Source organism: Pseudomonas sp. NFACC43 (genome assembly GCF_900119645.1).
Lineage (GTDB): Bacteria > Pseudomonadota > Gammaproteobacteria > Pseudomonadales > Pseudomonadaceae > Aquipseudomonas.
This window is the reverse complement of sequence record NZ_FPKK01000004.1, coordinates 200157-218447: the sequence shown is the minus strand read 5'-3', so window position 1 is coordinate 218447 and position 18291 is coordinate 200157. Positions and strand designations below refer to the sequence as shown.

General features: G+C 60.9%; 18 protein-coding genes. 8 read left to right on the top strand and 10 right to left on the bottom strand.

The annotated features are described in order from the left end of the window. Window positions 1-108: 108 nt before the first annotated feature. Window positions 109-996 (bottom strand): AraC family transcriptional regulator, encoded by an 888-nt coding sequence (locus tag BT179_RS09665; RefSeq protein WP_072388270.1) that lies wholly within the window; start codon window positions 994-996, stop codon window positions 109-111. 135 nt (window positions 997-1131) lie between these two features. Here BT179_RS09665 and BT179_RS09660 point away from each other — a divergent pair, with 135 nt between their 5' ends. After that, window positions 1132-2034 (top strand): DMT family transporter, encoded by a 903-nt coding sequence (locus BT179_RS09660; RefSeq protein ID WP_072430785.1) that lies wholly within the window; start codon window positions 1132-1134, stop codon window positions 2032-2034. A 76-nt stretch (window positions 2035-2110) separates the two neighbouring features. Here the strand turns inward: BT179_RS09660 and BT179_RS09655 are convergent, their stop codons facing one another. From BT179_RS09655 to norR, 5 genes are all read right to left on the bottom strand, one after another. Beyond that, the gene (locus BT179_RS09655) at window positions 2111-3082 is read right to left on the bottom strand and encodes a 2-hydroxyacid dehydrogenase (RefSeq protein ID WP_072388266.1); all 972 of its coding nucleotides are present in this window, start codon (window positions 3080-3082) and stop codon (window positions 2111-2113) included. Between the two features lie 147 nt (window positions 3083-3229). Continuing rightward, window positions 3230-3979 (bottom strand): YkgJ family cysteine cluster protein, encoded by a 750-nt coding sequence (locus BT179_RS09650; RefSeq protein WP_072388747.1) that lies wholly within the window; start codon window positions 3977-3979, stop codon window positions 3230-3232. A 77-nt stretch (window positions 3980-4056) separates the two neighbouring features. Then, complete coding sequence (locus tag BT179_RS09645) at window positions 4057-4392, bottom strand: hypothetical protein (RefSeq protein WP_072430786.1); 336 nt, start codon at window positions 4390-4392, stop codon at window positions 4057-4059. Window positions 4393-4540: 148 nt separating this feature from the next. Continuing rightward, window positions 4541-5443: a chemotaxis protein CheV gene (locus BT179_RS09640; protein ID WP_072388262.1), complete on the bottom strand. Its 903-nt coding sequence runs from the start codon at window positions 5441-5443 to the stop codon at window positions 4541-4543. Between the two features lie 237 nt (window positions 5444-5680). Further along, entirely contained in the window at window positions 5681-7237 is a 1557-nt protein-coding gene (gene norR, locus BT179_RS09635) for a nitric oxide reductase transcriptional regulator NorR (RefSeq protein ID WP_072430787.1), read from the bottom strand. Window positions 7238-7388: 151 nt separating this feature from the next. Between norR and hmpA the strand changes: the two genes are divergently transcribed. The 7 genes from hmpA (at window position 7389) to cyoE (ending at window position 15050) form a co-directional block, all read left to right on the top strand. Next, window positions 7389-8570: an NO-inducible flavohemoprotein gene (gene hmpA, locus BT179_RS09630; RefSeq protein ID WP_072430788.1), complete on the top strand. Its 1182-nt coding sequence runs from the start codon at window positions 7389-7391 to the stop codon at window positions 8568-8570. Between the two features lie 329 nt (window positions 8571-8899). Further along, the gene (locus tag BT179_RS09625) at window positions 8900-9409 is read left to right on the top strand and encodes a disulfide bond formation protein B (RefSeq protein ID WP_072430789.1); all 510 of its coding nucleotides are present in this window, start codon (window positions 8900-8902) and stop codon (window positions 9407-9409) included. A 794-nt stretch (window positions 9410-10203) separates the two neighbouring features. Next, the gene (cyoA, locus tag BT179_RS09615) at window positions 10204-11151 is read left to right on the top strand and encodes a ubiquinol oxidase subunit II (protein WP_072388254.1); all 948 of its coding nucleotides are present in this window, start codon (window positions 10204-10206) and stop codon (window positions 11149-11151) included. Between the two features lie 3 nt (window positions 11152-11154). Continuing rightward, the gene (cyoB, locus tag BT179_RS09610; RefSeq protein ID WP_072388252.1) at window positions 11155-13185 is read left to right on the top strand and encodes a cytochrome o ubiquinol oxidase subunit I; all 2031 of its coding nucleotides are present in this window, start codon (window positions 11155-11157) and stop codon (window positions 13183-13185) included. Window positions 13186-13188: 3 nt separating this feature from the next. Next, complete coding sequence (locus tag BT179_RS09605) at window positions 13189-13815, top strand: cytochrome o ubiquinol oxidase subunit III (protein ID WP_072388250.1); 627 nt, start codon at window positions 13189-13191, stop codon at window positions 13813-13815. Next, entirely contained in the window at window positions 13816-14151 is a 336-nt protein-coding gene (gene cyoD, locus BT179_RS09600) for a cytochrome o ubiquinol oxidase subunit IV (RefSeq protein WP_072388248.1), read from the top strand. It begins immediately after the preceding gene. A gap of 11 nt (window positions 14152-14162) precedes the next feature. Then, window positions 14163-15050, top strand: a complete 888-nt coding sequence (gene cyoE / locus BT179_RS09595; protein WP_072430790.1) for a heme o synthase — start codon at window positions 14163-14165, stop codon at window positions 15048-15050. A gap of 178 nt (window positions 15051-15228) precedes the next feature. Here cyoE and BT179_RS09590 read toward each other — a convergent pair whose 3' ends face one another. From BT179_RS09590 to BT179_RS09575, 4 genes are all read right to left on the bottom strand, one after another. Beyond that, complete coding sequence (locus BT179_RS09590) at window positions 15229-15933, bottom strand: hypothetical protein (protein ID WP_072388246.1); 705 nt, start codon at window positions 15931-15933, stop codon at window positions 15229-15231. Between the two features lie 138 nt (window positions 15934-16071). After that, entirely contained in the window at window positions 16072-16815 is a 744-nt protein-coding gene (locus tag BT179_RS09585; protein ID WP_072430851.1) for a DUF72 domain-containing protein, read from the bottom strand. 124 nt (window positions 16816-16939) lie between these two features. Further along, entirely contained in the window at window positions 16940-17662 is a 723-nt protein-coding gene (locus BT179_RS09580) for a hypothetical protein (RefSeq protein ID WP_143148692.1), read from the bottom strand. Between the two features lie 10 nt (window positions 17663-17672). Then, window positions 17673-18290: a hypothetical protein gene (locus BT179_RS09575; RefSeq protein ID WP_072388242.1), complete on the bottom strand. Its 618-nt coding sequence runs from the start codon at window positions 18288-18290 to the stop codon at window positions 17673-17675. Between the last annotated feature and the right edge of the window lies 1 nt (window position 18291).

The window sequence follows — 18291 nt, the reverse complement described above, 5'->3', positions numbered from 1 at the left end:
CTCCGACAGCGATCGACTACGTTAGAGAACAAGAATTGTTCGCATTGTAGTGGCGCGACGGGGGCTACGGCAATCGGGATGAGTATCGGGTTCTTTCGTTGAACCGGGTCACGTGGGCGTTTGGCGCAGGAAGGCCTGTCGATACTCTCCAGGCGTGGCGGCCAGGGCCTGGCGGAAACGGTGGGTGAAATGACTGGCGCTGGCGAACCCACAGGCCAGGGCGACATCGCCCAAGGGGTGTGAGGTGGTGCGTAGCAGGTGACGCGCCCGGGCAAGACGCCGCGCAAGCACGTATTGATGGGGGGGCAGCCCGAAGCTCTCGCGAAACATCCGGGCAAAGTGGTATTCGGACAGCGTACACAATGCCGCCAGTTGCCCGAGGCTGATGCCATCGGCCAGGTGGCTGTCGATGTAGTCCACCAGCAAGCGTCGCTGGTGAGCGGCCAGCCCGCCCTTGAGGCGTAGCCCCTGGCGCGGGCTGACCTGGCTCAGCAGCAAATGACCGAGCAGGTCATGGGCCAGGCTGGTGCAAAGCAGGCGTTCGGCAGGTTCGTTCCAGTCCAGGCCGATCAACTGGCGAAAACGCTGGGCTTGTTGCGGGTCGTCGAGAAAGGTCGCTTCGTGCAGTTGGAGTTGCCGGGGTTCGCGGTCCAGCAACGTGACACAACCGAGGGCGAATTGCTCGGGGCTGAAATACAGGTGGGCGAGGCGGATGTCGCCGTTGATGACCCAGGCCGATTCATGGCCGGCCGGCAGGACGCAGAGCTTGTCGGGAGCCCCGGTGGTGTCGGGGCGTTCGCGGCGAAAGGTACCGGTACCGCCGGCGATGTAGCACGACAGTGTGTGGTGGGTCGGTGCCTCGTAGTCCCGCGCGTCGTGATGATTGCTCCACAAGGCGGCCGCCATGCCATCCCCCAGCTCGGCGCTGTATTCCAGGCGAGCGTTGGGCGAGCTGTTGAGGGCTTGAAAGACTTGCAGGGTTTGCAGTGTGGACATGTTCGTTCTCTCCAGCCTGCATCCTACTCCGTAGGCCGCTCCCTGCCAGCCCGCCCACCGACAAAACCGCAAGTTTACGCAACTGGCCGTCGGCCCATGGCGTGACACTGGTGGCCAATGTCAGGAGACGCCGTCATGAACCTCTCGCTGTACTTGCTCACCGTACTGATCTGGGGCACCACCTGGATCGCGTTGAAACTTCAACTGGGCGTCGTCGCCATTGCGGTGTCGATTGTCTATCGCTTCGGCCTCGCGGCCTTGATCCTGTTCGCAATGCTCTTGCTCAGCCGGCGCCTGCAGGTCATGAATCGCCGTGGCCATCTGATTTGCCTGGCCCAGGGCCTGTGTCTGTTCTGCATCAACTTCATGTGCTTCCTCACCGCCACCCAGTGGATTCCCAGCGGCCTGGTGGCCGTGGTGTTCTCCACCGCCACGCTGTGGAATGCCTTGAACGCACGCGTGTTCTTCGGCCAGCGTATCGCGCGTAACGTGCTGTTGGGCGGTGCCCTCGGGCTGGCGGGGTTGGGGCTGCTGTTCTGGCCGGAACTGGCCGGCCACCAGGCCAGCCCACAGACGTCGCTCGGGTTGGCGCTGGCGCTGCTGGGGACCTTATGTTTCTCGGCCGGCAACATGCTGTCGAGCCTGCAACAGAAAGCCGGGCTCAAGCCGCTGACGACCAATGCCTGGGGGATGGCCTATGGCGCGGCGATGCTGGCTGTGTGGTGCCTGTTCAACGACATCCCCTTCGAGGTGGAATGGAATACTCGTTATATCGGCTCGTTGATGTACCTGGTGATCCCGGGATCGGTGATCGGCTTCACCGCGTACCTGACGCTGGTGGGGCGCATGGGGCCGGAGCGGGCAGCGTATTGCACGGTCCTGTTTCCGGTGGTGGCGCTGAATGTCTCGGCGTTCGCCGAGGGCTACCAATGGACGGCACCGGCGTTGGTCGGGCTGGTGCTGGTGATGCTGGGGAACGTGCTGGTGTTCCGCAAACCGCGGCCGGTGGCCGCGAAAGTCGCGCTGGGTGCGCGCTGAGGCGCAGTGGCTGGCGAATATCCCGTGGCGAGGGCGCAAACTCCCTCGCCACAGGGCTCATGATACCCGGCGAGTCTTATTTCCAGACTTGCGGGTTGACCAGGTTCTTGGGCCGTTCGCCCATCAAGGCGCTTCGCAGGTTCTCCACCGCAAGGTTGGCCATGGCTTCACGGGTTTCATGGGTGGCGGAACCGATGTGGGGCAAGGTCACGGCGTTTTTCAGCTGGAACAGCGGCGACTCGGCCAGGGGCTCTTTTTCGTAGACATCCAGCCCGGCGCCGCGGATGCGGTTGTTCTGCAAGGCTTCGATCAGCGCCGGTTCATCCACCACGGGGCCGCGGGAGATGTTGACGAGGATGGCGCTCGGCTTCATCAGCGACAGTTCGCGCTGGCCGATCAGATGACGGGTCTTCTCGCTCAAGGGCACCACGAGGCAGACGAAGTCCGCTTCGGCCAGCAACTGATCGAGTTCGCGAAATTGCGCGCCCAACTGGTTTTCCAGTTCGGTCTTGCGGCTGTTGCCGCTGTAGAGGATCGGCATGTTGAAGCCCAGGCGGCCACGCCGGGCGATGGCCGCGCCGATGTTGCCCATGCCGACGATGCCCAGCGTCTTGCCGTGCACATCGCTGCCGAACAGTTGCGGGCCGACGGTGGCCTGCCATTGACCGGCCTTGGTCCAGGCGTCCAGTTCGGCGACGCGCCGGGCGCTGCTCATCAGCAGGGCGAACGCCAGGTCGGCGGTGCTTTCGGTGAGCACGTCGGGCGTGTTGGTAAGCATGATCCCGCGCTCATTGAAGTAGGCCAGGTCGTAGTTGTCGTAGCCCACCGACACACTGGACACCACTTGCAGGTTCGCGGCGTCTTGCAGTTGTTCGCGGCCAAGCTTGCGTCCCACGCCGATCAGTCCGTGCGCCTGGGGCAGGGCTTCGTTGAACTGGGCATTGATGTCGCCGTTCGACGGGTTGGGCACGATCACGTCGAAATCCTGTCGCAGGCGCTCGACCATCTGGGGCGTGATACGGCTGAAGGCAAGTACGGTTTTTTTCATCGTGCAAGGCTCGTCTGGCAGAGAATACCAAGCACGCTAACATTCTTGCCGAGGGTTAGGCGAGAGGGGAAGTGATCGCAAGCCATGAAGACACCGTGTGAGAGCGGACCAGGCCGCTCCCACGGGAGGGTTCGTCACGATCTGCCGCTATGCCGCCCGCAGCGAAATAAAGGCGTAGTTGGCCGGCGTTTCCGTGGCGACGCATGCACCGCTGGCCTGGACCTGGTCGGCCACATCGGCACCGGACAGGTGAAGCTGCCACTCGTTGGCCTGTTGCTCCAGGGGCTGGGAGCGCACCTGGTCGATCGCCGAGGCGAACGCCGCCATGTCCGGCAGGTAGGCGGTGAACCCGTCGCCCTTGAGCGCGGTGACATGGATGCCCAGGCGAGCGCAGACCCGCTCCTTGATCCGGATCTCGTCGCGATCGGCCTGGCGCGAACGCTCGATCAGCCGTGCCAGTTCCTGGTCCACCAGTTCGCCTCCCAGGATCAACTGCGGTCCGGTTTCCCACGATTGCGGCGGGCATTCCTTGACGGCGATGTCGAGGGGAATGTGCGGGTTGATTTCCATGGGATAGATGCGGCAAACCAATGGCCGGCGCTCATAGATGCGGCACAGGTTTTCTTCGTCGAGGTTCCTGCAACGGCCAGCGTTGTAGGCGGCGAAGGTGATCGCCACGAACGCTTCGGTGCTGCCGGTGCGAACCACCGCCGAACGCCGTTCGGCATGCTCGCGTTGCCCCGCCGGCAGGCCCAGGCCATTGGGCAGGAAGGCTTCCACCAGGACGATCACCTGGCCGCCGTCATCAGCCCACATTCGGGCCTCGTCGAGTGTCAGGGGGACGTGGTGATCGGTGCAGCATTTGCCACACCCTACGCAGGAAAATGTCGTGTTCATCGATTGCCCGGATGCGAGGCTGAAAGCGGCGACAGAAATACGCCGTGCCAAGCCCTGCAAAGCAAATTATGCGCCACTCAGTGCGAGGTCATGGCTGGACGAATCGAATCCCATTCGGTGACGTAGGCGACCTTGGCTTGCTTGTGGTAGAGGCACAGTTCGGTGCCGTTCGCGCCTTTCATGTGTTTCTGCGGATAGTGGCCTTGCAGCAACAGCGCGGTGTAGCCCACCCGGTCATCGAATTGCGCGGCGCTGCCCACGGGCGCCGCGTCCTTCAGGCCGCTGGCTTTCAGGCAACTGGCAAGCACCTCTTTGTCATGAGCTGCCCAGGCGCTGGGGCTCGAGGCGTGGGCGTGAAAGGCAAGGGAGGTCAGGGCGACCAGGTAAAGAGCGGTTCGTGCGGTGCTGTTCATGTTCGACTCCAGAGCGCCAGGGGAGCCTGCACTATAAGCCCACAACGGCGAGCGCGTGACACGGCGACGTGATTCCAGGCGTGACTGGGGGGCCGTCCGGGGGCACGCCACAGGCGGTGCCCATCAGCGGGTAACGACGTCTTTGTCCTCAGCGTCCTTGTTCGGCAACGGCTTTGGCCGCCGTGATCAGGCACTTGGTCAGTTCCGGCGAAGAGAACTTGGTGAGCACGCCGTTGGCACCGGCCAGCCGGGCTTTCTCGCTGTTCATGGCGCTGTCGAGGGAGGTGTGCAGCAGCACGTAGAGATGGGCGAAGTCCGGGGTTTCGCGCAAGGTCCGGGTGAGGGCGTAGCCGTCCATTTCCGACATCTCGATGTCCGAGACGATCAGGTTGATTTCCTGTGCGGTGCCCTGCAGTTCCAACAGGCACTCGATGGCTTCCTTGGCGCTGCGGGCGGTGTGGCATTGCAGGCCCAGGTTACGCAGGGTGTGCACCGATTGTTGCAGGGCGACCTGGCTGTCATCCACCACCAGGATCCGCGCGTTACCCAATACCTCGGCGTCTTCCATGCTCAATTCGGTGGGCGCCGTCTCGATCTGCGCCGGGGCGATGCCATGGATGACTTTTTCGATATCCAGTACTTGCACCAGTGTGCCGTCCACCGACGTCACGCCGGTGATGAACGCCCGCACGCCGCCGGAGCCGTAGGGCGGCGGTTTGATATCGGTGGTCAGGCAATGCACGATCTTGCTCACTGCCTGCACATGCAGGCCCTGCTTGGACCGGCTGACATCGGTGACGATCAGGCAGCCGCCATCGGGATCTTCCAGGGGGCGCTCGCCAATGGCGCGGCTCAGGTCAATCACCGACAGCGATGTGCCACGCAGGGTCGCGATGCCTTTTACATGGGGGTGCGACTCCGGCAGTTTGGTCAGTGGCGGGCAGGGGATGATTTCACTGACCTTGAGCAGGTTGATTGCCATCAGCTTGCCGCTGCGCAAGGTAAACAGCAGAAGCGAAAGTGAATCTGCGCGGGCTTTGTTGGAAGACATAAAAACCTTCTGTGTAAAAAGGTGGGGCGAGCATGAAGATCGCCAAAACAGCTTTTGATATTGGGTTATCGACTTGTTGGGGGCAGGCTTTAGGACGAAAGCTGTCGTCAGCCAATTTCAAGTCAGCGGCCTGCGCACGCTTATCCTGTGACGCGGGATTGATCTGTGGCCAGGGAATAAATCCCCTGGCCACAAGGTGCCCACTCTTGTTCTGGGTCCGAGCAGGGGGAAGGGGAGCTACTTGAGCCCCAGTCGCCGGGCCATCCGCCCCAGGTTCGCGCGGTCCAGGCCCAGTTCCCGGGCGGCGCTGGCCCAGTTGTGCCGGTGGCGCTCCAGGCTGGCGGTGATCAACCGGCGCTGGAAATCGTCCACCGCTTCGCGCAGATCTCCGGTGGCCGGTTCCGTGGCGGGCGTCGGGCTGGCCGTGGCCGAGGCTGAAAGCGGTTCGCCGGTCTGGGGCAAATCCAGGTCCTGGGCGCCGAGGCTGAGGATTTTCGGCCGCACCGGGCAGCGGCCCAGGGCTTTGAGGGCGCTGCGACCGATCAGGTGTTCCAGTTCGCGCACGTTACCTGGCCAGTCATAGGCCAACAGCGCGGCTTGGGCGTCGCTGCTCAGGCGCAGGCTGCCAAGGCCCATGCGCGAACGGTTCTGCTCCAGGAAAAAGCCGCTGAGCAACAGCACATCGCGACCGCGATCGCGCAGGGCCGGTACCTGCAGGGGGTAGACGCTCAGGCGATGATAGAAGTCGGCCCGATAGCGACCGTTGCGCACCTCCTCGGCGAGGTCACGGTTGGTGGCGGCGATCAGGCGCACATCGACCCGGTGTTCCTTGTCCGAGCCCAGGCGCTGCAACTGGCCGCTCTGCAGCACTCGCAGCAGCTTGGCCTGGACGGTGAGGGACAGCTCGCCCACTTCATCGAGGAACAGCGTGCCACCGTCGGCCAGTTCGAACTTGCCACGCCGATCACCGGTGGCCCCGGTGAAGGCGCCGCGCACGTGACCGAAGAGTTCGCTTTCCACCAGGGTGTCCGGCAGGGCGGCGCAGTTGAGGCTGATCATCGGCTGCTCGGCGCGCTTCGAGGCGGCATGGATGGCCTGGGCGACCAGTTCCTTGCCGACGCCGGTTTCGCCGGTGATCAGTACCGTCAGGTCGCTGCTGCCCACCAGGTTGATTTCTTCCACCAGGCGTTTATGGGCCTTGCTCTGGCCGACCATGTCCCGGTGCTGATGGCCGCTGGCCTGGCGATAGACCTCGGCGCGGCGGTGTTCGTCTTCGGCTTTCAAGGCCAGGCGCTCGATGCGTTCGGCCGCGCTGACCGTGGCGGCGGCGAGGCTGGCGAAGGCCTGCAAGGCGCTCAGGTCGATCGGCTCGAAGCGGCCCGGATCCAGTGAGTCGAGGGTCAGCAGTCCCCACGGTCGTTCATCGACGAACAGCGGACAGCCCATGCAATCGTGGACTTCCAGATGATCGTCGAGGCCTTCGACCAGCCCGTCGTACGGATCGGGCAGGTCACTGTCGGTGGCGAACCGGGTCGGGTGCGGATTGGCCAGCAGCGCTTCGAAGCGCGGGTGCTCGCTGACCCGGAAGCGTCGGCCCAAGGTGTCGGTGCTCAAGCCGTCCACCGCCAGGGGCACCAGGCAGTCTCCGTCCAGGCGCAACAGTGCGGCTGCGTCGCAGGGCAACAAGGCGCGCAGGGCTCCCAGCAGGCGGCGATAGCGCTCGCCTTCAGGCAGTTCCCGGGACAGGTCCGCCACCAGTGGCAACAAGGCTGTCAGCAGAGAGGTTGCGGTCATAAAGACTCCATGTAGTCCCAAAGACTATATCGAGTCTTGTGTCTTTATGACTATTCTGATTTTAAGTTATTGAAAAATAACGAAATTAATCATGGCATGAAATCTGATAGGACAAGGCAGTTGTTATCAAGTCCTTGCATGGAGTCACCCAATGCTCAGCCAAGAAGAACGCGCCATCATCCGTTCCACTGTTCCATTGCTGGAAAGCGGTGGTGAAGCGCTCATTACCCATTTCTACCGCATGATGCTGTCCGAATATCCCCAGGTGCGTCCCCTGTTCAACCAGGCTCACCAGGCCAGCGGCGACCAGCCCCGCGCCCTGGCCAATGGCGTATTGATGTATGCGCGGCACATCGACCAGCTCGACCAGTTGGGTGACCTGGTGGCGAAAATCGTCAACAAGCATGTGGCCTTGCAGATCCTGCCAGAGCATTACCCGATCGTTGGCGCCTGTCTGTTGCGGGCCATTGCCGAGGTGCTGGGCGAGGAAATCGCCACTCCCGAGGTGATTGCCGCGTGGGGCGCGGCCTATAACCAGCTGGCCGATATCCTGATCGGTGCCGAAGCCGGCATGTACGACCAGAAAGCCGCGGCACCGGGCGGCTGGCGGGGCGAGCGTGAATTCATACTGGCGGCCAGGGTGCAGGAGAGTGATGAGATCACCTCGTTCTACTTCGAGCCCGTGGACAAGGGGCCGATCCTGGTGGCCGAGCCGGGCCAGTACATCGGTATGAAGCTGGTGCTGGACGGTGAAGAGGTACGGCGCAACTATTCGCTGTCGGCCCTGGCCGACAACGGCCAGTATCGGATCAGTGTCAAGCGCGAGGCCGGTGGGCGGGTGTCGAACTACCTGCACGACGACTTCCCTGTCGGCAGCCGCATCCAGCTGTTCCCGCCGTCCGGGGATTTCTACCTGACCGCCAGCGACAAGCCCCTGGTGCTGATCAGCGGCGGCGTCGGCATCACGCCGACCCTGGCGATGCTGCAGGCGGCGCTGCAAACCGAACGGCCGGTGCATTTCATCCACTGTGCGCGCAACGGTCGTGTCCATGCTTTCCGCGACTGGATCGACGACCTTGCCCGTCGGCACCTGCAACTCAAGCGGTTCTATTGCTATGACGAAGACGACGGTTCGAGCCCGGCGGCTGACAACGTGGGCTTGTTGAGCCAGGAACAACTGGCCAGGTGGTTGCCGGAACAGCGGGATCTGGACGCCTACTTCCTCGGACCCAAGGGCTTCATGGCGGCGGTCAAGCGCCACCTCAAGAACCTGGGTGTGCCGGCCGGACAGAGCCGTTACGAGTTCTTCGGACCGGCTGCGGCCCTGGAATAAGTCATCGGCCGGCCCGGGAAACCGGGTTGCGCGCTTTGTGAACAGGCTCGTTCCCACAGGAAGATTCGTGTTGGACGCGACTTCGTGAACAACACGAACCAACGTGTGGGGACGAGCCTGCTTGCGATCACGACGATCAGCTCGACGCCCACCGGCAGGCCTGCTTCCAGGCAATTAATCGGCGCTTAACGTTCTTCCTGTCTATTCCCTTGAAAGTCGACGACAACCGCTCGTTCACTGTCATGGCCAGCGTGTAGACTTCGGCCATCCGACAGCGCGCCGAGTTCGCAAGGCTGTGCGTCGATCCATGTATGACAAAGGGAAACCCAATGAGTGAGGAAATGATGCGGTTGGGCCGCGAGCGGCGCTATCTGGTGCTGTTGGGCCTGATCTGCCTGGCGCTGATCGGCGGCGCGCTGTACATGCAGGTGGCCCTCGGCGAAGCACCGTGCCCGCTGTGTATCCTGCAGCGCTACGCGCTGTTGCTGATCGCGATCTTCGCCTTCATCGGCGCGGCCATGCGCACACGTCGCAGCCTGACAATCCTTGAAGGCATCGTGGTGCTTTGCGCCCTGGCCGGTGCGGGAGTGGCGGGGCATCACGTCTATACCCAGTTCTTTCCGGCGGTGAGCTGCGGAGTCGATGTGCTGCAGCCGATCGTCGACGACCTGCCGCTGGCGAAGATCTTCCCGCTGGGGTTCCAGGTCGACGGTTTCTGCTCCACGCCCTATCCGCCGATCCTGGGCTTGTCCCTGGCGCAATGGGCCCTGGTGGCCTTCGTGCTGATCGTGGTGCTGGTGCCGCTGCTGGTGTCGCGCAATCGCAAATCGCTTCGCTGAATGGCTGACGCAAACGCCCCGGTTTTTCATCCGAAGAGCCGGGGCGTTTTTCGTTTCAGTCGTCCACGGCGATGGCCTTGATCCCGGACAAGAATGCTCTGCGACAATCTGCGACACGTTGTCACACATCCTGCCTCTGACACGTCTTCCACGACGCCAATAGTCGCCTTGTCCTGTAACAAAAAAAGGCCTCGAGTGCCCTGCTTTCGCCATCGCTTCCCTGTGTAGGGCAGGCATTTTTAACAATATCGCGCCATGGGGCAAAGGCCCCGAAAACTGGGCGCTTGCGTGGCCTGAAAAGTCTGTGAACCCCTTGCGGCCTGTCTAAATCGGGCTTAGTAGACCTACGTTTTTTGGGGTTCTTGTTGAGAACTGTTTTCGATAACATGGGTGTCTGTTGCAGAATCCGCCATAGATTGTTGCCGGTTCGGATAAAAATTATTTCGGGATGAGACATGGTCTACAGCGCTTCAGCTCACTACAATCGCCCGCACCGAATATCCGGCCCGGCTCAGGCTTGAGCGCGAGAGGTGGTCGAAGGGCGCCAGCGCCCCATGCGATCCCAGGTGTCGGTGCCTTCCAACTACCCGCACCAAATGGAATTGGGCTGTAACAAGGCCTTTTACCGACGAATTCGAATAAGAACTCACTGCTGACCCAGGATGTGTCGAACAGCGTCTGACGCTCGACGGGCAGCCCTTATTCAAATCCAAGAAAATGCCAACCCTTGGCAGGGTGAAGTGTTGGCGATCAAAACCCAACTGCATTGCGCAAGCTGCTTTAGAGGTCGTGAGATGAGTAAAAACAGGTACCCCCGATTACTAGGCTTGTTGCCGCTGCTCGGCACGTTGTTGCTGGGAGGCTGCAACATGACCCTGCTCGATCCCAAGGGCCAGGTCGGCCTGGATGAACGAAACCTGATCATCACCGCCACGCTGCTGATGTTGCTGGTCGTCGTGCCGGTCATCGTCATGACGTTCCTGTTCGCCTGGAAGTACCGCGCCTCCAACACCAAGGCCGTGTACACGCCGAAGTGGTCGCACTCCACCAAGATCGAAGTGGCCGTATGGACCATTCCGGTCCTGATCATCATTGCCCTGGGCTACATCACCTACAAGTCGACCCATGCCCTGGACCCTTATCGTCCGCTGGATTCCGACGTCAAGCCGGTCACCATCGAAGTGGTTTCGATGGACTGGAAGTGGCTGTTCATCTATCCGGAACAGGGCATCGCCACAGTCAACAAGATCGTCTTCCCGGCCCACACGCCGATCAACTTCAAGGTCACTTCCGACACCGTGATGAACTCGTTCTTCATCCCGGGCCTGGGCGGCCAGATCTATGCGATGGCCGGCATGCAGACCAAGCTGCACCTGATCGCCAACCAGAACACTGAACTCGAAGGTATCTCGGCCAACTACAGCGGCGCGGGTTTCACCGGCATGAAGTTCAAAGCAATCGCCACGACCCAGGAAGAATTCGACGCCTGGGTCAACGATGTGAAGAAGGCACCTAAACAGCTTGAAAAAGCTGAATACGAAGCCCTTTCCAAACCGAGCCAGAACAACCCAGTCGAACTCTACTCGTCGGTCACGCCGAACCTGTTCCAGACCATCATCGATAAATATGAAGGGATGAACCCGGGCAAGCCAATGCACCACGAGAAGAAAGAGAAGGAAGTGGCGCACAACATGGAAGGGATGGACATGAGTTCGCATTCAGCTGCCGGGGCAGAGGAGTAAACGATGTTAGGTAAATTAAGTTGGGAAGCGATCCCATTCCACGAGCCGATTGTCATGGTGACCCTCGCCATCATCGCGCTCGGTGGTCTGGCGCTGTTCGCCGGGATCACTTACTTCAAGAAGTGGACCTACCTGTGGACCGAGTGGCTGACCTCGGTCGACCACAAGAAAATCGGCGTGATGTACATCATCGTCGCCATGGTCATGCTGCTGCGCGGCTTTGCCGACGCCATCATGATGCGTACCCAGCTGGCCATGGCCACCGAGGGTTCGCCTGGCTACCTGCCGCCTGAACACTATGACCAGATCTTCACCGCCCACGGTGTGATCATGATCATCTTCATGGCGATGCCGTTCTTCACCGGCCTGATGAACCTGGCCGTGCCGCTGCAGATCGGCGCGCGCGACGTTGCCTTCCCGTTCCTGAACTCCCTGAGCTTCTGGCTGCTGGTGTCCGGCGTTGTGCTGATCAACGTTTCCCTGGGCGTCGGCGAATTCGCCAAGACCGGTTGGGTTGCCTATCCGCCGTTGTCGGGGCTGCAGTACAGTCCGGGCGTGGGGGTGGACTACTACATCTGGGCGCTACAGCTATCCGGATTGGGGACAACGCTCACGGGGGTCAACTTCCTGGCCACCGTGCTGAAGATGCGTACTCCAGGCATGAAGCTGATGGACATGCCGATCTTCACCTGGACCTGCACCTGGGCCAACGTCCTGATCGTCGCTTCCTTCCCGATCCTGACCGCTACCCTGGCACTGCTGACGCTTGACCGTTACATGGATTTCCACATTTTCACCAATGAACTGGGTGGAAATCCGATGATGTACGTGAACCTGTTCTGGGCCTGGGGTCACCCTGAGGTGTACATCCTGATCCTGCCGGCGTTCGGTATCTTCTCCGAAGTCATCTCGACCTTCTCCGGCAAGAAACTGTTCGGCCACCACTCGATGATCTACGCTTCGGGCGCGATCTCGGTACTGGGCTTCATGGTCTGGCTGCACCACTTCTTCACCATGGGGTCGGGTGCCAGCGTCAACGCCTTCTTCGGCCTGGCGACCATGCTGATCTCCATCCCGACCGGGGTGAAGCTGTTCAACTGGCTGTTCACCATCTATCAGGGCCGCCTGCGTTTCACCAGCCATGTAATGTGGACCCTGGGCTTCATGGTGACCTTCGCCATCGGCGGCATGACCGGCGTACTGCTGGCCATCCCGGGTGCTGACTTCGTCCTGCACAACAGCCTGTTCGTGATCGCGCACTTCCACAACGTGATCATCGGCGGCGCGGTGTTCGGCTACATCGCCGGCTTCGCCTTCTACTTCCCGAAAGCGTTCGGCTTCAAGCTGCACGAAGGCTGGGGCAAGGGCGCGTTCTGGTTCTGGATCACCGGCTTCTTCGTCGCGTTCATGCCGCTCTATGCACTGGGCTTCATGGGCATGACCCGTCGCCTGAACACCACCACCAACCCTGAGTGGGTGCCGTACCTGTACGTCGCAATGTTCGGTGCGGTGTTGATCGCCGTCGGTATCGCCTGCCAGCTGATCCAGCTGTACGTCAGCGTGCGTGACCGCAACAAGCCGGAAAACATGTGCGAACACGGCGACCCGTGGAATGCCCATACCCTGGAGTGGTCGACTTCTTCGCCACCCCCGTTCTACAACTTTGCCGTGCTGCCGAAAGCCGACACCATCGACCCGTTCACCGAAGCCAAGGAAAACGGTACCGCGTACCAGGTTCCGGCCAAGTACTCGCCGATCCACATGCCGAACAACACCGCCACCGGCGTGGTCATGGGCGGCCTGTTGACCGTGTTCGGTTTCGCGATGATCTGGCACATCTGGTGGCTGGCCATCGCCAGCCTGGTCGGCACCGTGGTGTATTTCGCCATCCATGCCGCCCGTGACGATCAGGGCTACATGGTGCCGGTGGATGTCATCGAGCGCATCGAAGCCGAGCAGCACAAACGTCTGGTAGCGGCCGGGAAAGTCCCAGCCACCGCCACCCGTGTTGAAACCTCGTTGGAACAGGCTTAAACCATGTCGAACTTAGTGACCAATGTTGGACACGCCCATGGTCATGACCATGGGCATGATGACCATCACCATGACTCGGGCGAGATGACCGTATTCGGTTTCTGGCTCTACCTGATGACCGACTGCATTCTGTTCGCGTCGATCTTCGCGGCCTACGCGGTGCTGGTGAACAACGTCGCCGGTGGCCCGTCGGGCCACGACATCTTCGAGCTGCCCTACGTACTGGGCGAGACCGCTCTGCTGCTGTTCAGCTCGATTACCTACGGCTTCGCCATGCTGGCGTTGTACAAGGGCAAGAAAAACCAGGTACTGGGCTGGCTGGGCATGACCTTCCTGTTCGGTGCGGGCTTTATCGGCATGGAGATCAACGAGTTCCACGTGTTGATCTCCGAAGGCTTCGGTCCTAGCCGCAGCGGCTTCCTCTCCGGGTTCTTCACCCTGGTCGGTACCCACGGCCTGCACGTGACCAGCGGTCTGATCTGGATGGCGATCATGATGTACCAGGTCCAGAAGAATGGCCTGACCGCCACCAACAAGACCCGCCTGAGCTGCCTGAGCCTGTTCTGGCACTTCCTGGACGTGGTGTGGATCTGCGTATTCACCGTTGTTTATCTGATGGGGACCCTGTAAATGGCTAACGCACATTCCCATGATGGCCACGACGCCGGCCACGGCAGCGTCAAGTCCTATGCCATCGGTTTCATCCTGTCGGTGATCCTGACCGTCATCCCGTTCGGCCTGGTGATGTACCCGTCGCTGCCCAAGAGCCTGACCCTGTGGATCATCCTGATCTTCGCCGTGGTCCAGGTCCTGGTGCACCTGGTGTACTTCCTCCATCTGGATCGTTCCGCCGCCCAGCGTAACAACGTGATTGCGTTCATCTTCGCCGCGCTGGTGATCGTCCTGCTGGTTGGCCTGTCGTTGTGGATCATGTTCAGCATCCACACCAACATGATGGCGCACTGAGGAAATTCCGGATGTCCCTGAAGCACTTTATCCAAATCACCAAGCCGGGGATCATTTTCGGTAACGTGCTTTCTGTGGCAGGCGGTTTTTTCCTGGCCTCCAAGGGGCATGTCGATCTGGCCATCTTCCTGGCGGCGATGATCGGCACCTCCCTGGTGGTAGCGTCCGGTTGCGTGTTCAACAACTGCATCGACCGTGACATCGACATCAAGATGGAGCGCACCAAGAACCGTGCCCTGGTCCAGGGGCTGATCCCGGTGCAACTGGCCCAGGCGTTCGCCACGGTGCTGGGCGTGGCCGGGGTGGCGTTGCTGTATTGGGTGGCCAACCCGTTGGCGGCGCTGTTCGCGGTGATCGGTTTCGTCATCTACGTCGGCCTCTACAGCCTGTACCTCAAGCGCAAGTCGGTGCACGGCACGCTGGTGGGCAGTCTGTCGGGGGCGATGCCGCCGGTGATCGGCTATGTGGCGGTCAGCAACAGCTTCGACATGGCTGCGCTGACGCTGCTGGTGATGTTCAGCCTGTGGCAGATGCCGCATTCCTATGCCATCGCGATCTTCCGCTTCAATGACTACCTGGCAGCGTCGATTCCGGTGCTGCCGGTCAAGCGCGGCATCCGCGTGGCCAAGAAGCATATCCTGCTCTACATCCTGGCGTTCCTGGTGGCGACCCTGATGCTGACCTTCAGCGGCTACGCCGGCATGAGCTACCTCGCCGTCGCCGCTGCCATGGGCATGTACTGGCTGTACATGGCCTGGACCGGCTACAAGGCGGTGGATGACACGGTCTGGGCACGCAAGCTGTTCGTGTTCTCGATCTTCACCATCACCGCCCTGAGCGTCATGATGTCCCTGGACTTCAAAGTGCCGAGCGAGCTGCTGCTCACTTACGCACCTTAAGCTTCAGGCGCTATACGAAAAGCCCCGCCTTCGAGAGAAGCGCGGGGCTTTTTTCATGGGCGTTGCGGGCGGTCGATGTTCCTGTGGGCGCGAGCCGCTCGCGATAGCGGTGGCTCAGCTTTCATGAGTGTTGAAGGTGACGGCCTCATCGCGAGCAAGCTCGCTCCCACAGTGAGATTTATTGCTGGGTGATGCTGTAGCCGTCGAATGCCTTTTGCTGCTGCAGGGCAGTGACGATGCTCTTGCGGGTGGCCGGTTGTTCGGTGCCGTCGCTGTCCAGGAAGGTTTCGTTTTCCAGCTCGGCGTCGTCGCCCTCGCCGACGAAGCTGAAGCCCAGGAACTCGTAGGCTTCGCGGTCGACGTTCGGCTTGGAGCGTGGGGTGCGCAAGGGCAGGGTGACGCTGATGCCGTCCTTGCTGATGACGAACACTTCCGCTTCCTTCTTGGCCCGCGAGGCCTTGCCTTTGCCGCCACCCGGATTGCTGATGGCCTGGTGAGTCTGGTTCAGCACCTTCAGGGCCAGGCCGTAGACCAGTTCCTGGAAGGCCGGATCGTCCTTGTAGCTGGAAAGGATGCGGCTGATGGGGAAGCGACTGCTCAAGTCTTCCAGGGCGGCGAAATCGGCGGCTTCGGCGTCCTTGAGCTGCTTGAGCTGACCCATCAGTTCATAGGCCTTGTCATCGTCGAATGCATCGTGAGCCTGGCGGATGGCGCTGCGCAGTTCGCGGATCTGGTCGCTTTCGCGATTCGACTGGAAGGCGTCCAGCACCATCTCGCTGATGCTTTTGGCCTGGGGCAGATGCTGTGAAAGATTGATGGAGTTTTCGTATTCCGCTTTGGACGACAGGGTGACTACGGATTCAGCGGTGTTGGAATCGGACATTGAAATTTCACTACTTCTGTTAGCGGGATGAGGCGAGAAAGGCATACGGCTTTTTTCGGCCGCCTAATCTATTGGAGGCGGGCGATGTTGTCACGGTTGAACCGGCGGCAGGTCGTTTTTTGTTACCCCGGGTGGAGTTCAACACTCCATGAGCGCTTGCAGTCGCAATGCATCGGGCACCGCGGCGCCGGCGGCGGTGTTGTCGAAAATGCACCAGGTCGGTGTGTCGGGCTCGTGCTTCAATTGCCGGGCAAGCTGCTCCAGCCAGGTCTGTTCATAACCGGAGTAATAGATTCGCGGCGAGCCATGCAGCCGGTAATAGCGGACGCCAGGCCAGCCACCGGGCCGATCGCAATCGGGCAAAGGCGATGGGTCGGCGGCGACGCGGCCGATGCATTGCTCATACAGCAGCGTGCTGACATGCGCCGCGAGCCAGCTCGGGTGCCGGGGTTCGAGCACCGCCAAGCCCTGGTAACGGTCGCGCAGGGCAGTGAAGAACGCGCGGGCCACCGAAGCTTCGAATGCCAGGGACGGTGGTAGCTGGATCAACAGGCAGCCCAGCTTTTCTCCCAACTGCGAACACTGCCCGAGAAACTCATCCAGCAGCCCTTCGCAATCGTGCAGTCGCCGTTCATGGGTGATCTGTTTGGGCACCTTGACCGAGAACCGGAAGTGCGCCGCGACACTGTCCGCCCATTTGGCATAGGTGGCGGGGCGGTGCGGCCGGTAGAACGAACTGTTGATCTCCACGGCCGGGAAGCGGGCGCTGTAGCGCTGCAAATGCGTACCGTCCTCGGGGAATTCTGGCCATTGCTCCCGGGGCAGCGACCAGCCGGCGCAGCCCAGGTAAAGGCATGAGCGAGAGGGAAAAGCAGTCGGCAAGGGCGGAGCCTCGGGTTGCAAGGGTCAATCTATGACCGTTGCACTTGCCTCAATGCTGCAAACTTTTGCAATGTAGCCTTCTGAGGCTACATCGCCCAAAGTAGCCTCAGAAGGCTACAAATGTTCAATGCGTTTTCAGGATGTACGTCACGAGCAGTCCCACTGCGATGCTCAGGCTGAAGCTCAGCAGGGTTCCCAGCAATACGTACTCACTCAGGGAACGAACCTTGGCGTTCTGGATTTCATTGAAGCGCAGAATGCTTTTCGCCGTCAGGAGGAAACCGACCGCCTCCCATTGTTCGAGCAATACAAACGTCAGAATCAGCAGCCGTTCCAGATAACCGATCAATGTCCCGGCGTTTGCCAGGGAGCCGCTTTTGTCGATCTCCTTGATCCACGGGCTGAGTATCGTGCTTATCAAGGCGGAAGCGGGACGCAGCATGGTGACATAGGCAAGTCCGACAGCAAGCACTGGCAGGGTGAGCAGCTTGGCCAGGGAAACCTGGAGCTTGGCAATGTTGTTCTCGCAAACCAGCCAGACCGCAACCAGGCTGATTATCAGGACGGCTTCCCTGGACAGCAAAGCCAGGGTCGGTGATTTGGGTGAATTCGGAGTCAGGATAAGGGTCAGGAATCTGGCAATCGCCATGAGCAGCCCGGCCTTCCAGGCGAAGGCGTCATCATCGCGCAACAGGATCATCACCAAGGTAAACGCGACGAAATAGAGGCCTGCAATCAACAGGTTGATGATGACCTTTTGGCTAAAGCGGTGGGGCGGTTGGAAGCTGCTGTAGCGCGGTATCCAGAAACCCAGTAGTACGTGTACCAACAACAGGATGACCAGCAAGGCCGATGCATCAACCATCGGACAGCTCTCCGATCAGCCGGCTGATATACGCCAGGTATTTATCCAGCAAACGTGCCTGGGCACGTTGCAACGCTTTGTTGACGGTGATGCGGGATTTACCCAGGGCGTCGGCAATGCTCTGTTGGTCGGTGGCTTCGATCAGGTGAATGGCATAGGTTTGAGCTTCGACAGCCGTCCACTGCTCAAGGATGGCGGCGACGAACTCTGTCAGCAGTTCTGTACGTTCCTGGAATGCCTGATGGTTGCTGAATATCGCCAGGGTGTTTTTCTTCATATTGTCGAGTCCTTGGCCGGACAAGACGAAGGCTTCGCGGTAGGTCTGCGATTGCTGCGCGGAACCGATGCCTACGGCGATCCGCGCATCCCAGCGCTCTCCTTCGGGGCTGGCTGCAACCAGGGCTGCCCGCAGAGCAATGGCGCAGTGAAGAGCCTGTTCGGGCCGATCCAGCGAAAGCTGGAAACCGTCGCCGCGAAAGGTTTCCGCTTTTGCCTTGTAGCGTTTTTCCAATTGCTTGAGCACGGCTTTCAAGCCAGAGATGTAGGCGAGCGTATCCCCTGCGCTTTGCGAGTGGATCAGGTCGCCGGTCAAGACCGCCTCTAGCTTCATT

Coding starts and splice junctions, on each gene's coding strand:
- BT179_RS09665 (WP_072388270.1), bottom strand. CDS start 996: ATGTCCACACTGCAAACCCTGCAAGTCTTTCAAGCCCTCAACAGCTCG.
- BT179_RS09660 (WP_072430785.1), top strand. CDS start 1,132: ATGAACCTCTCGCTGTACTTGCTCACCGTACTGATCTGGGGCACCACC.
- BT179_RS09655 (WP_072388266.1), bottom strand. CDS start 3,082: ATGAAAAAAACCGTACTTGCCTTCAGCCGTATCACGCCCCAGATGGTC.
- BT179_RS09650 (WP_072388747.1), bottom strand. CDS start 3,979: ATGAACACGACATTTTCCTGCGTAGGGTGTGGCAAATGCTGCACCGAT.
- BT179_RS09645 (WP_072430786.1), bottom strand. CDS start 4,392: ATGAACAGCACCGCACGAACCGCTCTTTACCTGGTCGCCCTGACCTCC.
- BT179_RS09640 (WP_072388262.1), bottom strand. CDS start 5,443: ATGTCTTCCAACAAAGCCCGCGCAGATTCACTTTCGCTTCTGCTGTTT.
- norR (WP_072430787.1), bottom strand. CDS start 7,237: ATGACCGCAACCTCTCTGCTGACAGCCTTGTTGCCACTGGTGGCGGAC.
- hmpA (WP_072430788.1), top strand. CDS start 7,389: ATGCTCAGCCAAGAAGAACGCGCCATCATCCGTTCCACTGTTCCATTG.
- BT179_RS09625 (WP_072430789.1), top strand. CDS start 8,900: ATGAGTGAGGAAATGATGCGGTTGGGCCGCGAGCGGCGCTATCTGGTG.
- cyoA (WP_072388254.1), top strand. CDS start 10,204: ATGAGTAAAAACAGGTACCCCCGATTACTAGGCTTGTTGCCGCTGCTC.
- cyoB (WP_072388252.1), top strand. CDS start 11,155: ATGTTAGGTAAATTAAGTTGGGAAGCGATCCCATTCCACGAGCCGATT.
- BT179_RS09605 (WP_072388250.1), top strand. CDS start 13,189: ATGTCGAACTTAGTGACCAATGTTGGACACGCCCATGGTCATGACCAT.
- cyoD (WP_072388248.1), top strand. CDS start 13,816: ATGGCTAACGCACATTCCCATGATGGCCACGACGCCGGCCACGGCAGC.
- cyoE (WP_072430790.1), top strand. CDS start 14,163: ATGTCCCTGAAGCACTTTATCCAAATCACCAAGCCGGGGATCATTTTC.
- BT179_RS09590 (WP_072388246.1), bottom strand. CDS start 15,933: ATGTCCGATTCCAACACCGCTGAATCCGTAGTCACCCTGTCGTCCAAA.
- BT179_RS09575 (WP_072388242.1), bottom strand. CDS start 18,290: ATGAAGCTAGAGGCGGTCTTGACCGGCGACCTGATCCACTCGCAAAGC.